Origin of the sequence: Novosphingobium sp. Leaf2 (assembly GCF_001421325.1) — a bacterium.
GTDB lineage: Bacteria > Pseudomonadota > Alphaproteobacteria > Sphingomonadales > Sphingomonadaceae > Novosphingobium.
This window is the reverse complement of the sequence record NZ_LMJY01000003.1, coordinates 79632-93083: the sequence shown is the minus strand read 5'-3', so window position 1 is coordinate 93083 and position 13452 is coordinate 79632. Positions and strand designations below refer to the sequence as shown.

At 66.0% G+C, this 13452-nt stretch carries 18 protein-coding genes; 8 read left to right on the top strand and 10 right to left on the bottom strand.

The features are described 5' to 3' along the window. Window positions 1-103: 103 nt before the first annotated feature. The 4 genes from pabB to arfB are packed head-to-tail and all read left to right on the top strand — an operon-like array spanning window position 104 to window position 4190. Window positions 104-1924 (top strand): aminodeoxychorismate synthase component I, encoded by a 1821-nt coding sequence (gene pabB / locus ASE49_RS04115; RefSeq protein WP_056768850.1) that lies wholly within the window; start codon window positions 104-106, stop codon window positions 1922-1924. Further along, a complete protein-coding gene (locus ASE49_RS04110) occupies window positions 1924-3090 on the top strand; it encodes a pyridoxal phosphate-dependent aminotransferase (RefSeq protein WP_056768849.1) in 1167 nt (388 codons plus the stop codon). Before pabB ends, ASE49_RS04110 begins: the two co-directional genes overlap by 1 nt. 19 nt (window positions 3091-3109) lie before the next feature. Further along, complete coding sequence (locus ASE49_RS04105; protein WP_056768848.1) at window positions 3110-3790, top strand: RluA family pseudouridine synthase; 681 nt, start codon at window positions 3110-3112, stop codon at window positions 3788-3790. Next, a complete protein-coding gene (arfB, locus tag ASE49_RS04100; RefSeq protein ID WP_056768847.1) occupies window positions 3783-4190 on the top strand; it encodes an alternative ribosome rescue aminoacyl-tRNA hydrolase ArfB in 408 nt (135 codons plus the stop codon). The genes ASE49_RS04105 and arfB overlap by 8 nt, the downstream gene beginning before the upstream one ends. Before the next feature lie 6 nt (window positions 4191-4196). Here the strand turns inward: arfB and ASE49_RS04095 are convergent, their stop codons facing one another. The 5 genes from ASE49_RS04095 to dksA all read right to left on the bottom strand — a co-directional run bounded on the left by ASE49_RS04095 (window position 4197) and on the right by dksA (window position 7450). After that, window positions 4197-4400, bottom strand: a complete 204-nt coding sequence (locus tag ASE49_RS04095; RefSeq protein WP_056768846.1) for a hypothetical protein — start codon at window positions 4398-4400, stop codon at window positions 4197-4199. A gap of 24 nt (window positions 4401-4424) precedes the next feature. Next, a complete protein-coding gene (locus ASE49_RS04090) occupies window positions 4425-4844 on the bottom strand; it encodes a DUF4112 domain-containing protein (protein WP_056768881.1) in 420 nt (139 codons plus the stop codon). A 44-nt stretch (window positions 4845-4888) separates the two neighbouring features. Beyond that, entirely contained in the window at window positions 4889-6355 is a 1467-nt protein-coding gene (locus ASE49_RS04085; protein WP_056768845.1) for an ABC transporter substrate-binding protein, read from the bottom strand. Between the two features lie 92 nt (window positions 6356-6447). Further along, entirely contained in the window at window positions 6448-6813 is a 366-nt protein-coding gene (locus tag ASE49_RS04080) for a PilZ domain-containing protein (protein WP_056768880.1), read from the bottom strand. Between the two features lie 178 nt (window positions 6814-6991). Beyond that, window positions 6992-7450 carry an RNA polymerase-binding protein DksA gene (gene dksA / locus ASE49_RS04075; RefSeq protein WP_056768844.1) on the bottom strand — a complete coding sequence of 153 codons (459 nt, stop codon included), beginning with the start codon at window positions 7448-7450 and terminating at the stop codon, window positions 6992-6994. A 346-nt stretch (window positions 7451-7796) separates the two neighbouring features. On the opposite strand from dksA, the gene ASE49_RS04070 reads away from it, so the two are divergent. Then, window positions 7797-8108 (top strand): hypothetical protein, encoded by a 312-nt coding sequence (locus ASE49_RS04070; protein ID WP_235522831.1) that lies wholly within the window; start codon window positions 7797-7799, stop codon window positions 8106-8108. A gap of 2 nt (window positions 8109-8110) precedes the next feature. Here the strand turns inward: ASE49_RS04070 and ASE49_RS04065 are convergent, their stop codons facing one another. Genes ASE49_RS04065 through ASE49_RS04045 form a run of 5 tightly spaced genes read right to left on the bottom strand, consistent with a single transcriptional unit; the run spans window position 8111 to window position 11356 of the window. Further along, the gene (locus tag ASE49_RS04065; protein WP_056768843.1) at window positions 8111-9259 is read right to left on the bottom strand and encodes a GNAT family N-acetyltransferase; all 1149 of its coding nucleotides are present in this window, start codon (window positions 9257-9259) and stop codon (window positions 8111-8113) included. After that, window positions 9256-10041 (bottom strand): glycerophosphodiester phosphodiesterase family protein, encoded by a 786-nt coding sequence (locus ASE49_RS04060; RefSeq protein ID WP_056768842.1) that lies wholly within the window; start codon window positions 10039-10041, stop codon window positions 9256-9258. The genes ASE49_RS04065 and ASE49_RS04060 overlap by 4 nt, the downstream gene beginning before the upstream one ends. Beyond that, a complete protein-coding gene (locus ASE49_RS04055) occupies window positions 10013-10477 on the bottom strand; it encodes a RidA family protein (RefSeq protein ID WP_056768841.1) in 465 nt (154 codons plus the stop codon). The genes ASE49_RS04060 and ASE49_RS04055 overlap by 29 nt, the downstream gene beginning before the upstream one ends. Further along, window positions 10470-11111 carry a hypothetical protein gene (locus ASE49_RS04050; protein WP_056768840.1) on the bottom strand — a complete coding sequence of 214 codons (642 nt, stop codon included), beginning with the start codon at window positions 11109-11111 and terminating at the stop codon, window positions 10470-10472. Before ASE49_RS04050 ends, ASE49_RS04055 begins: the two co-directional genes overlap by 8 nt. Further along, the gene (locus ASE49_RS04045) at window positions 11108-11356 is read right to left on the bottom strand and encodes a DUF3572 domain-containing protein (RefSeq protein WP_327195743.1); all 249 of its coding nucleotides are present in this window, start codon (window positions 11354-11356) and stop codon (window positions 11108-11110) included. The genes ASE49_RS04050 and ASE49_RS04045 overlap by 4 nt, the downstream gene beginning before the upstream one ends. Window positions 11357-11452: 96 nt before the next feature. Between ASE49_RS04045 and ASE49_RS04040 the strand changes: the two genes are divergently transcribed. The 3 genes from ASE49_RS04040 (at window position 11453) to spt (ending at window position 13449) form a co-directional block, all read left to right on the top strand. Next, the gene (locus ASE49_RS04040; protein ID WP_056768838.1) at window positions 11453-11815 is read left to right on the top strand and encodes a response regulator; all 363 of its coding nucleotides are present in this window, start codon (window positions 11453-11455) and stop codon (window positions 11813-11815) included. Between the two features lie 133 nt (window positions 11816-11948). Continuing rightward, window positions 11949-12188, top strand: a complete 240-nt coding sequence (locus tag ASE49_RS04035; RefSeq protein ID WP_056768837.1) for an acyl carrier protein — start codon at window positions 11949-11951, stop codon at window positions 12186-12188. A 7-nt stretch (window positions 12189-12195) separates the two neighbouring features. Continuing rightward, window positions 12196-13449, top strand: coding sequence for a serine palmitoyltransferase (gene spt, locus ASE49_RS04030; protein ID WP_056768836.1), 1254 nt, complete (start codon window positions 12196-12198; stop codon window positions 13447-13449). Window positions 13450-13452 lie beyond the last annotated feature (3 nt).

Here is a 13452-nt window from a genome sequence, read left to right as displayed (position 1 = left end):
AGCGCCATCCCCTTCGTTGGCAACACGGGCACCGCGCGGGCCTTCCCGTTCAGGGATTTTGCCAGCGGCGCGCAACGCGGCTAGAGGCGCTGCGGAAACACCCATGCACGAACCGTTCGTCCTTCTCGATGATGCCCGCCCTGATGGCGCTGCCGATGCGCGGGTGTACCGCGCGCCGAGCGAAATCGTGGTTGCGCGCAAGGGCCATGAGGTTGCGGGCGCGCTGGACCGGATCGACGCGCTGTCAAAGTCCGGGCTGCACCTGGCGGGCTATCTGACGTACGAGGCCGGCCTGGCGCTGGAGCCGTGCCTTGCGCCCTTGCTGGATGCACGCGCTCCGGCGCCGCTGGTGTGGTTCGGCGCTTTCGAGGGCTATGAGGCGATTGCCCCGGCGCACGTTCCCGATTGGCTGGCGGCGCACGCCGGGCCGGGCCAGCCCGCGATCGGACCGCTGGAGCCGCAGATCGACTTCGGCGCTTACGAGCGGGCGTTCGACGCGGTCCACGCCGGGATCCTGGCGGGCGATATCTATCAGGCCAATCTGACGCTGCCGCTAGCCGGGCCGTGGCGCGGCGATCCGCTGGCGCTGTATGCGGCGCTGCGCCCGCGCGCCGCGGCCGGCTATGGCGGCGTCATCCATGACGGTGCCCGCTGGCATCTCAGCTTCTCGCCCGAACTCTTCTTCGCGTGCGCGGACGGTAAGGTGGAAGCCAGACCGATGAAGGGCACCCGCCCGCGCGGGCACGATGCGTCGCACGACGCGGCATTGCGCGCGGACCTGGCCAGCTCGACCAAGGACCGCGCCGAAAATCTCATGATCCTGGACCTCATGCGCAACGATCTGGCGCGCGTGGCTGTGGCCGGTAGCGTGCGGGTGGAGCGCCCGTTCGCAGTGGAAAGCTATCCCACCGTGCATCAGATGGTGTCCACGGTGCGGGCAAGCCTGCTGCCCCGGTGCGGAGCGGTCGACGTGCTGCGCGCGCTGTTCCCGTGCGGTTCGATCACCGGCGCGCCCAAGATCCGGGCGATGGAGGTGATCGCGGCGGTCGAACCTTTCGCGCGCGGACCTTACTGCGGTGCGATGGGCTTCCTCGAACCCACTGGCGAGGGCGCGTTCAATGTGGCAATCCGCACCGTGCGTCTCGATCGTGAGGGCGGGGTAGACGGCGGTGGCCGTGCCGTTCTGGGGGTAGGATCGGCGGTGGTCGCGGATTCGCAAGCGCTTCCCGAATGGCGGGAATGTCTGGTCAAAGGGGGTTTCGTGCGAGAATCGGAAGTGCGGACCGCGCAAGGTTCGGTTTCGCCCGCCAGCTTCGACCTGATCGAAACGATGCGGTTTACCCCGCAGGACGGGATCGCCTTGCTGGAACTGCACCTGCAGCGGATCAGCGCCAGCGCTGCCGCGCTGGGCTTTGCGTTCGATCGCCATGCCGTGCGTAACGCCATCCAGGCCCTGTGCTTCGAGGCGGACGATGCGGGCAAGTTGCGGCTGGTGGTGGGGCGTAGTGGTGCCTTCGCGCTCGAACTTGCCGAACTGCCGCCCGCGATGAGCGATGTGGCACAGGTCGCGGTACTGCGGATGCCGGTGGATTCGTCTGACTGGCGGCTGCGTCACAAGACCAGCGACCGGGGATTTTACGACAAGGGTCTGGAACTGGCAAAAGCGAACGGCGCGCACGAAGCGATCCTGCTGCGCGATGATGGGCTGGTGACCGAAGGCTGCTTTACCAACCTATTCGTGGAGCGCGATGGCCGGTTGCTGACGCCTCCCGCCGCGCTGGGCCTCCTGCCCGGCGTGCTGCGCCGCAGTCTGCTGGAGGAGGGCCGCGCCCGCGAGGCGAACCTGGCGTTGGACGATCTGGCGGACGGCTTCTTCATCGGCAATGCCCTGCGCGGGCTGGTGCCGGCGCGGTTGCTCGCCTGATGCACCTGTCCCCCGCCATCGCCCGCATCGCCCCGTCGCAAACCACGGCGATGACAGACCGCGCCATCGCCCTGCGCGAAGCGGGACGCGACATCATCTCGCTTTCCGTTGGCGAACCCGATTTCGCTACCCCGCCCCACGTGATCGCGGCGGCCAAGGCAGCGCTCGATGCCGGGGACACGAAATACACCGCCGTTGGCGGCACATCGCGGCTCAAGCAGGCCACGGCGCTGCATTTTGCCCGCGATCTGGGCATTGCCACTACCCCTTCGCATGTGACGGTGAGCGCCGGGGGCAAGCAGGCGATCTTCCATGCGATGCTCGCCACCGTGGGGCCGGACGACGAAGTAATCGTGCCGGCGCCGTGGTGGGTCAGCTACCCGGAGATCGTGCGTTTTGCCGGGGGCCGGGTGGTGCCGCTGCACACCCACGCCAAGGACAACTTCCGGTTCACGCCCGCCGATTTCGAAGCGCAGATCGGCCCGCATACGCTGTGGCTGCTGCTCAACAGTCCGGGCAATCCCACCGGGGCCTGCCTTCCCCCCGAAACGCTGCTGGGCATCGGCGAAGTCCTGCGCCGGCACCCGCGCGTCATGGTGCTGTCGGACGATATCTATGCGCCGATCACCTACACCGGTCAGCCCCACGCCACGCTCGCCAATTTGTGCCCCGATCTTGCGGACCGTATCCTGACCATCTCCGGCGTCTCCAAAAGCCATGCGATGACCGGCTTTCGCATCGGCGTGGCGGCGGGCCCGGAATGGCTGATACGGGCGATGGAGCGGCTGCAATCGCATTCATCCGGCAATCCATGCTCGATCAGCCAGGCTGCCGCAGTTGCCGCGTTCGAAGGGCCGCAGGATTTCCTGGCCGACTGGCGCGGCCGGTTCCGTGCGCGTCGCGACAGTGTGGTGCGTGCGATCAACGCCATCGCGAGCCTCTCCACCCCCGTGCCAGACGGCGCGTTCTACTGCATGGTCGATGCCGCGCCGCTGATGGCGCGCTTTGGCGACGATACGAAGCTGGCGCTACATCTGCTGGATCACGGCGTGGCGATTGTGCCCGCATCCGCATTCGGCGGACACGATGGCTTCCGCATCAGCTTTGCCGCCGACGATGCCAAGCTGGCGGAGGCGTGCAGCCGGATCGCTGCGGCCCTTGCCTGATCTCACGAAAGACAGCTGTATGGAATTTGAGATCCTGTTCGAAGACGGCGAGGCCCTCGTCATCGACAAGCCCGGCGGTCTTCCGCTCGACCGTCCGCGCGCCGGTGGCCCGTGTCTGGAAGACCGGCTGGACGAACTCAAGCTGGGGTTCCAGCGTGAACCGGTGCCGGTGCACCGGCTCGATCGCGATACCTCGGGCTGCCTGCTGCTGGCGCGCAATCCCAAGGCGTTGAAGCGGTTTTCGGCGGCGTTCGAGGAGCGGCAGGTCGAAAAGCGCTATCTGGGCGTGCTGGCCGGTGAGGTCGCCGAGGAAGCGGGCACTATCGAACTGGCGTTGTCCAAAGTCAGCACCGTGCGCGATGGCTGGCGGATGATCCCGGCGCGCAAGGGTAAGCCGTCGGTCACCCACTGGCGCACGCTGGAGGTGCAGGGCGGGCTGACACTGGTCGAGTTTCGCCCCGAAACCGGCCGCACGCACCAGATCCGCGTGCATGCCGCATCGGGGCTCGGGGTGTCGCTGCTGGGCGATGCGGTCTATGGTACGAAGGACACCGCGCGCCGCACCATGCTTCACGCCGCCGGCCTTACCGTGCCGCGCGGGGAGAAGGCGCCCATCGTTGCCACCAGCGCGATGCCGGCCGATTTCCTGGCGCTGGGCTTTACCGATCCCGGCGGCCCGGCGCAGCCTGCGGATGCGTGAGGTCCTCGATCGCGCGATAGCGCTGGCGAGCGAGAGCTTCATCGCGTCGGCAGGCCCGGGCGGACAGAACGTCAACAAGGTAGCTACCGCCGTGCAACTGCGGCTGGATATCTACGCGCTGCGGCTGCCGCCCGCCGTTTTCGCGCGGGTGCGCGAACTGGCCGGTAGCCGGATGACCTTGCGCGGGGAACTGGTGCTCACCGCCCGCAGCTTTCGCACGCAGGAAGCGAACCGTGCCGATGCCCGCAAGCGGCTGACCGAGCTGCTGGAAGAAGCGCACAACCTGCCCGAAAAGCGCGCCAAGAGCCGGCTCAACCGGGTGGGCAAGGAACAGCGGATCAAAGGCAAGAAACTGCGCGGGTCGGTCAAGGCTGGGCGCGGCAAGGTCAATCCCGACTGATCCGGGCTACGGTGCCGGCGTTCCGGTGGAAGCCGGTTCGGGCTGGATCGCCTGGGCGGGCGGGCGGCGTTCGTCGAGCATGGCGGCGGCCTCGTCCAGCGCCTTAGCCTCGCCCACGGTCACGCCCCCGGGGCCGGGCGCGGTGTCGGGCTTGGAGCAGGCTGCCAGCGCGAGAGCAGCCACTGGAACGATGATGCGAAGCGTCTTCATCCCCGGCCCATAACGCTTGCAGGATCAGGCGTCGATCACGCGTGTATGCGGGTGATGCTTGTCCAGATGCTTGCGGATGATCTTGAGATTGCGGGTGTTCGAGCGGAACAGGAAATCCAGCACGTCGCCCGCCAGCGGCACCGCGCCGATCAAGGTGTCGAACCCGACATTGGCGGTCATGCGCGCCAGCTGCCAGCGCGACATGCCAAGATTGCGCGCTTCCCACACGAGGTAAAGGCCGAGCGCCGCGCCGATCAGGTCGCCGGCGAAGGGCACGAGGCCAACCAGCGCGTCCAGACCGAAACGCTGGCTGGTGCCGGGTATCGCAATGGCGCGTTCCAGAACACGCTCCAGCGCTTCGATGCGGCGGCGCACGGAGATCGGGTCGTTGCCCAGCGGCAGATCGGCCTGCATGCGGCGGGCGGTATCGAATGCTGCAACCATGTTGACGGTCCTTCCCGGCGCGATGGCCAAGTGCGGCCCGGCTTCTATCTGGGAAGCCATGACAGCGGCATCAAGGGATGCCAGTTCCAGGGGTTGGGCGTGAACCCGTTGACGCTGCCGCGCACCAGCGACCAGCGTATTGGGGTTCCGAACGGAATGAACACGTTGGCATCGGTCAATTGTGCCTGTGCCTGAGCCAGCAGCATCGCACGCTCGTCAGGCGTGGCGGCATTGTCGGCCTCCGTCACCAGCGCATCGGCCTGCGGCGCGCATAAGCCGCGACGCTCACGGCACGATAGCCGGTTGAGGAACCAGCTTGCGCGTGGATACGTCGCTACGTCGTCGATCAACGCCAGGTCGGCCTGGGCCGGGCGATCGGTGCGCTGCAGCTGGACGCCGATCGTTGCAAGGTCTGCTGACAGCTGCTCGAACAGCACTTGCGATCCGGCGCCGTCGGGTAGCAGGACGGAGAGGGTGACGGGGGCGCCTGTCCCCTGAAACGCCCTGACGCGCTGCGCGGCCACTGCGCGCCGCTGGTCCAGGGTCTGCGCGGCCCAGCGTTCCTCAAGGGTGCCAAGATCGCCTTCAAGGCCCGGTGTCACGATCCGCGTGGTTCCCACCCAGCCGCCGACGCGAAATGGGGTCATAAGCCCGTCGCGATCGATCGCCATTGCCAGCGCCTCGCGGTTGAGCGGGGAAGCAAGGAAGCCTTTCTCGTTCGTCACCTGCAGCCCGAACAGCCCTGCCACGGGATCAAGCTGGATCGTGCCGCGCAGGATCCCTACCGATCGGGTGAGCAGGAAATCCTGGATGCGCCCGCCCAGCACCAGGTCCACCGTGCCGTCGTTGAAGGCCTGCACCGCCGCCTCGCCGGGCAGGGCGCGCAATTGGACAGTTCGGGTGCGTTCGCGCCAATGGTCGATCGCGGGCAGGCCAAGCAGCGAGGGTTCGATGGGCGAGAGCACCGCCAGATCGCCCACGCGCCGCATCGTCATCGGCCCGGTGCCCTTGCCCTTGACGTATAGCCCCATTTGCGGCTGCGCGAGCAATTGCAGCAAATAGGGCATCGGTCGCTTCAGTCGGATTTCGATGACCCGGCCTGCCATGGCGCGCACCTCATCGATGCCGCCAAGATCGCGGGCGAGGGGCGCGTCACCGAGCGTTTTCATCGCCACATTGAAAGCCCGTCGCGCGGTTTCGGCGGTGATCGGGTCGCCGTTAGCCCAGTTGCCGTCGCGCAGGCGGAAGATGTAGCTTTGCCCGTCGTCCGTCACGATCCAGCGATCTGCCAGCGCGGGGATTACCCGGCCCGCATCGTCGAAGGCCACCAGTCCCTCGGCGGTGGCCGCGCGCGCCAGCTGGGCGGCGGCAGACGGCCCTTGCGTGAACGCATCGTCCTTGCCGCCGAGCACCGCGACATCCAGCGCGGAATTATCATAGCGGCCACAGGCAGCGAGCGCGAACGCGGCGCTCAGGACAAGGGCGCGCGGGGCGAGGCGCTTGAACAGCATGGCGCAGGGAATAATCGATTTCGAACGCGCCGCAAACGCGCGTCTCGCATTTTTCGAGACGGCAGCAGGCCGCAGGCAGACGCGTTTGTCGATCAGATCTTGCGCAGCAGCGATCCGGTGGGCGGCTGTTCCTGGTAATTGCGCAAATAATCCGGCGCTTGGTCGTCCGCTTTGCCTAAGGTGGCAAGCGCGAGGCGCGAATCGATATCTGCGCGGAAGGCCACGCCGAAGCGGTTTTCCTGCACCCATGCGATCGAGCCTTCGACCCAGCCGATGTTGCGGATCGCCACTTGCACGAAGGTGCCGCGCACAACGCGCACGTTGCCTTCGCCCATCATGCCGCCGGCGGACAGGTTGCGAACCTTGATCCGAAAATCGCCATCCAGCCCATCGACGCGCATTTCCGCCATCAGGAACAGGCTGTCGCGCGCGATCTGCCGATTTTCACCTTGGTTCATGCGCATGGGTCCGACATCGAAACAGCACGTGGGGCTGATGGGCCGTATCGTCTGACGCCGTATCGTCTGACTGGGCCCGGTAAAAGTAACGCGCTTCGCCCACCGTTCTTAGCGGGCAATGGCAAACAAACACTTAAACCGACGCTCAGGAGTGCAGGTTTCACGCCGATTCGCCGCCTCAATCGTCGCGCGACACCTTTTCGCGGCGCTCATGCGCTTCCTGCGCTTCAACCGTCATCGTGGCGATGGGGCGGGCTTCGAGACGGCCCAGTCCGATCGGCTCGCCGGTTACCTCGCAATACCCGTATTCGCCTTCCTCGATCCGGTGCAGCGCCGAATCGATCTTGGCGATCAGTTTGCGCTGCCGGTCGCGGGTGCGCAGTTCGATGCCCCAGTCGGTTTCGCTGGATGCCCGGTCGTTGAGGTCGGCATCGCGGATCGGGCCGTCCTGCAACTGCTGCAAGGTGCCCGCCGACGCATCAAGGATAGAGCGTTTCCAGGCAAGCAGCAGCTTGCGGAAATACTCTTGCTGGGCGTCGTTCATGTATTCTTCGCCGGGTTCGGCCACGTACGCGCCGCCTATGGCGCGCTTGGCTTTTGCCAGCACATCGATTTCATCAGCCAGGGTCGTTGCCATCCAGAGAACTCCGCAAGTATCTCCACCGGATCGCCAACGCCCTGCAGCCCCGGACTTTTTCCGGTAACCGAACAACGATCCGCGGTTGGTCGGGCCTATAATTCGCGGCCCATTGCCGCACAAGCGGATATGCGCGGGCGTCCACAACATTCTCAGGCGCGTCCCGGCATCGAACAGTAACGATGCACGCCCGCAAAGCTGCCGTTCGCGCGTTAACCATATGTTGATCGAACAGGATCAGACCAATCCTCACGAACACGCGAAGGACTCGCGTTGTGTCAGCGGGTTGGATCGCCAACTTTGGACTTGGGGGCATATGATGGAAGCTGTTTGGATTAACCAAGATATGGCCGCACCGGCCGCCGGAGAGGACTTCGTTGCAGGCGATAGCGTGGTTGCCGAAGCGCTGGCCGGCGCCGCGCACGGCGATGCGGCGTCGTGCTTCGACCTTGGCGTTGCGTTCTCCACCGGCAGTCACGGCGCGGTGTGCGACCTGATCGAAGCGCACAAATGGTTCAATCTCGCCACCGTCTATGGTCATGACGAAGCCGCCGTCTGCCGCGCCGAAGTGGCTGACGACATGACCGCGCGCGAAATCGCCGAAGCGCAGCGCCGGGCCCGCCAGTGGCTGGGCGCGACGGTTCGCAAGGCCGCCTGACGCTACTCTTGCCCGTCGCCTTTGCGGAACGGCGTGCGCTCACCCAGCCATAGCTGGTTTTGCGCGATGCCGGCGCGTTCCTGCTCCAGGAAGTCGGCGATGGCGGCGCGCAGTGAGGGGTGGGTTATGTAATGCGCCGAAACCGTGCGCACCGGCTCATACCCGCGCGCCAGCTTGTGTCCGCCTTGCGCGCCGGCCTCCACGCGCTGCAGGCCCAGCCGGATCGCGGCGTCGATTGCCTGATAGTAACACAGCTCGAAATGCAGGAACGGTTTGTTCACCGTAGCGCCCCAATAGCGGCCATATAGTGCCTGCGCGCCGATGAAGTTGAGCGCGCCGGCTACCGGCTCGCCATCCATGAACGCCAGCACCAGCAGCATACGCTCGCCCATCGTCTGGCCCAGCAGGTCGAAGGTGGCGCGGGTCAGGTACGGCTGGCCCCACTTGCGCGCGCCGGTATCCTGATAGAACACCCAAAATGCATCCCAATGGGCCTGGGTGATCTCGCCACCGCGCAAGGCGCGGATTTCCACGCCTTCCTGCGCTTTTGCCCGCTCCTTGCGCAAATCCTTGCGCTTGCGGGACGACAGCGCCGCCAGAAATTCCTCGAAGCTGGCGTAGCCGCGATTTTCCCAGTGGAACTGGATATCCTCGCGCAGCAGCCAACCGGCGTCTTCGAATACAGGCACCTGCGCCGGCTCGATGAAAGTGGCATGTGCGGACGACAGGCCATTGTCGCGGCACAGCGTTTCCGCCGCCGCCAGCAGGGCCGGCGCCAGCTCGGGATGGGGTGTCAGCAGGCGGGGGCCGGTAGCCGGGGTGAAGGGCGCGGCGATTTGCAGTTTGGGGTAATACGATCCACCCGCCCGGTGCCAGGCATCGGCCCAGGCATGGTCGAACACGTATTCCCCTTGCGAATGATCCTTGAGGTAGGCGGGCAGGGCCGCCGCAATGCGCCCGTCCGGCCCGTCGATCACGATCGGCAGCGGCGTCCATCCGCTGCGCTTGCCGACGCTGCCTGCCGCTTCCAGCGCCGATAGGAAGGCATGGCACATGAACGGATTGCCGCCGCCGGTCAGCGCATCCCATTCGTCCGCCGGCAGATCGCCGACGGCGTTCGCGATGCGCGCGGCGAGCGTGGCTTCGCTCACGCCGGACCTGTGCCGCTGTGCGCTACCTCGAAGATCGCCGCATCGGCATGCGCTTCGGCGCGCGCTTCGTGTTCCTCGTCGCGTACGGTCCAGGTGGCGATCGGCAGGCCGCGCCGACGCTGGGCGGCAGCAAAACGGCTGGGCAGATCGCGCACGTCGTACGCCAGGAAATCGGGCCGGGCGTGCCACAGCGCCAGATGGCGGCGCACTTTGCCAGGTAAAGCGCGATCCTCGCCTTCGGAAACGACCAGCCCGCGCACCGTGTGAGGTGAATTGCGCCAGTACCAGCGGGACACGCGCGGATCGAAGCTCATCACTGCGTGGGGGCCGATGTAGCCTTCCAGCACCCGGCGCACCGCCAGGCACAGCGCGGCCACACGATCTTCGCGGGCGGATTTGATTTCGATCAGGACCGGCGCCTTGCCGTCCACCTGGGCCAGCACCTGGCGCAGGCTGGGGATCGTGTCCGCCGTGCCTTGCAGCGCGATCGTGCCTAGCTGGGCGGCGGTGCGGCGCGCCACCGGCCCGGCCTCATCCGTCAGCCGGTCCAGCACCGCGTCGTGGAACACCACCGGCAGCCCATCGCTCGATCGCTGGACGTCAAGCTCGATGCCGTTGCCCGCCGCCAGCGCCCTGGCGAACGCGGCGGGTGAATTTTCCGGCACGCCATCGCCGAACAGGCCGCGATGAGCATAGTCCTGCGCACCGATCCAGGCGACCTTGCGCGGATCGGGCGCAGGGGAAATCCAGCGGTCAAGCAGGGCGAACGGCAACGATGGCATCCACTTCGACGGCGGCGCCCAGCGGCAGCACCGGCACGCCCACCGCGCTGCGTGCATGCTTGCCTGCCTCGCCGAACACCGCGACCATCAGTTCGGACGCGCCGTTGGCCACCTTGGGCTGATCGGTGAACGTGCTGGCCGAGTTGATGAATACGCCCAGCTTGACGATCCGCTCCACCCGGTCCAGCGAGCCCAGCGCTGCCTTCAATTGCGCCAGGATCATCACCGCGCAGGCTTGCGCCGCTTCGGTTCCGGCATCGATGCTTACGTCTTCGCCAAGCCGCCCGGTCACCAGCTTGCCATCCACGAACGGCAGCTGGCCGGACACGTGCGCAAGGCCGCCAGCTTCCACCACCGGGACATAAGCGGCAACGGGGGCCGCGGCTTGCGGCAGGGTCAGGCCAAGGTCTGCCAGACGGGTGTCGATGTCACTCATGAATGTTCTCTTTTTCCTTGGTCAGGCTGTCCAGCAGCCAGGGCAGGGCGCTTGCCCAATCGTCGATCCGGGCATCGGCATGGCCAAGCTTGAGCGCGCACTTGATGTTGGGCGCGATCTGCGGCTCGCCGCACAAGTGCAGGCGGCGGACATGCGGCGATACTTCGAACACCGATCCGTGATGCTGCGACAGATCGTCGATGAACACGGCGCGGCTGGGCTGGTATTCGTCGAGTATCGCCTGCAGCGCCGGACCCTTCGGGCCCTGGTTGGTGAACACGCGCAGCGGCATGCCGTGATGTTCGAGCTGACGTTCGCGGGCCTCGCGGCGAAAGTCCATCAGATTGGTCAGCACGACCACGTCGGCCTGCTCGCGGATCGCCGCGATGGCCTCTGCTGCGCCTGCGATCGGGGTCTGACGATCCATCTGCGTGTCGAAGAAGCGGTTGAGCAGCGCCCACATCTCGGCCTGCTCCAGCGGCGCATCGCTGCCGAACCTGCGCATCGACTTGTAGAACTCGCCCCCGGTCAGATCGAAGGCCACGCCTTCCTCTTCGGCCAGCCAGTCGCGGAAGTGCTTGATCATGTGCAGCAGCACTTCGTCGCAATCGGTGATCAGCAGCGGACGATTCACGAATCCAGCCCTCCGCCCAGCGCGCGCCGGGCTGCCACCAGTGCCTGCGGCGTAGCGTCCAGCGCATCGGCCGCGCCCAGCAGGTCCGGTTCGTGCGCACACAGGAAATCGAGCACCGCGCTTAGCGTTGCAGGATCGCTGACGGCGGCGCGCAGATCGTCAGGCGTCAGCCCGGTGAGCGACAGAAACCGCTCGGCGCGGTCCTGCTCGACCAGAACCCACCCGAGCGCGTTGAGTGCCAGGATCTGCGGATCGGATGGGGATGGCGAATCTCGAAGAATTGTCAGTCTCGCTTGTGTGGCATAGAGGGGTCTCTACCCAGATGGTCATCACGGCGTCGAATGGCAAAGCGAATCCTCGTTGTCGAGGACAACGATCTCAATCGGAAGCTGTTTTGCGATGTCCTGCGCAGCCAGGGCTACGCGGTGGAGCCGTGTGCCGACGGGCTGGACGCGCTGGACCGGGCGCGCCAGTTCGTGCCCAATCTGGTGATCATGGACATCCAGTTGCCCAACGTCTCGGGGCTCGACCTGATCGAGGCCGCCAAGAGAGATCCGGTGCTGCGCCTCGTGCCGATTCTGGCGGTGACCGCGTATGCCGGCAAGGGCGACGAGGACCGGATCCGCGAGGCTGGCGCCGAAGGCTATCTGGCCAAGCCGGTCTCGATCGGGCCGTTCATGCAGGCGGTGCGGGCCTTGTTGTGAGCTTTGGCTTGGCCCCGACAAACCGCGCGGCCCACCGCCGATACACCGCACCGGCCTTGACACCAGACCCGCGCGCCGCTTTTGCGCCGCAATTCCCGGCCACAGCGCCGAACGCCCTTTTCGGAGACGACCCATGGACCGCGCAGACACCTCGGCCCGCATCGCCGCGCTGATCGAGCCCTTCAACAAGAAGGGCGTCGCCATCACCGATGCCACCCGCTTTACCGACGATCTGGAATTCGACAGCCTGACGGTGATGGATTTCGTCGCCGCGATCGAGGACGAGTTCGACATCATCATTTCGATGAACGCGCAGGCCGAAATCGAAACCTACGGCCAGCTCGTCGACGCCGTGGTCAAGCTCAAGGGTTAAGCGCCAGATGACCGAAGCCGTGAACCAGCCCGACCAGCCCGTCGTCCTTGAAGGCGGCGCGCCCGATCTGTTTAGCAAGTTCGACCCACTGATCCAGATGCGCAAGGATCTACTGTCCACCGGGGTTACCGATCCGTTCGGCCTGGTGATGGAGCGCGTGCTTTCCCCCACGGTGGCGCTGTGCAACGGGCGCGAGACGATCCTGCTCGGCACCTACAACTACATGGGCATGACCTTCGATCCCGATGTGATCGCGGCGGGCAAGCAGGCGCTGGACGATTTCGGATCGGGCACCACCGGCAGCCGGGTGCTCAACGGTACGTATGCCGGGCACCGGGCGGTGGAGCAGGCCTTGTGCGACTTCTACGCCATGGATCACGCCATGGTGTTTTCCACCGGCTACCAGGCGAACCTGGGCATCATTTCCACGATCGCGGGCAAGGGCGACTACATCGTCCTCGACATCGACAGCCATGCCTCGATCTGGGATGGCTGCAAGATGGGCGATGCCGAAGTGGTGCCCTTCAAGCATAACGACATCGACGCGATGGAAAAGCGCCTGCGCCGCATTCCCGAAGGCGCGGGCAAGCTGGTGATCCTTGAGGGCGTCTATTCGATGCTGGGCGATATCGCCCCGCTCAAGGAAATGATCGCGGTCGCCAAGAAACATGGCGCGATGGTGCTGGTGGACGAGGCGCATTCGATGGGCTTTATCGGGCCGAACGGGCGCGGCGTGGCAGAAGACCAGGGCTGCCTTGCCGATGTGGACTTCGTGATCGGCACGTTCTCCAAGTCGGTCGGCACCGTCGGCGGCTTTTGCGTGTCCAACCACCCCAAGTTCGAGATCATGCGGCTGGTGTGCCGGCCTTACGTGTTCACCGCCAGCCTGCCGCCCAGCGTGGTGGCGACGGCAGCTACCTCCATCCGCAAGCTGATGCACGGCGCGGACAAGCGCGCGCACTTGTGGGAAAATTCGCGCACGCTGCACAAGGGGCTGAAGGACGCCGGCTTCCAGCTTGGCACCGCCGAGCCGCAAAGCGCGATCATCGCGGTCATCATGCCCGATCTGGAGCGCGGCGCGATGATGTGGGAAGCGCTGCTGCACGAAGGGCTGTACGTGAACCTGGCGCGTCCGCCGGCAACGCCTGCCAACATGACGCTGCTGCGCTGTTCGCTCTGCGCCGAACATTCGGCCGAGCAGGTGCAGCAGATCATCGGCATGTTCACCCGCGCCGGCAAGACCGTGGGCATCCTCGACTGAGGC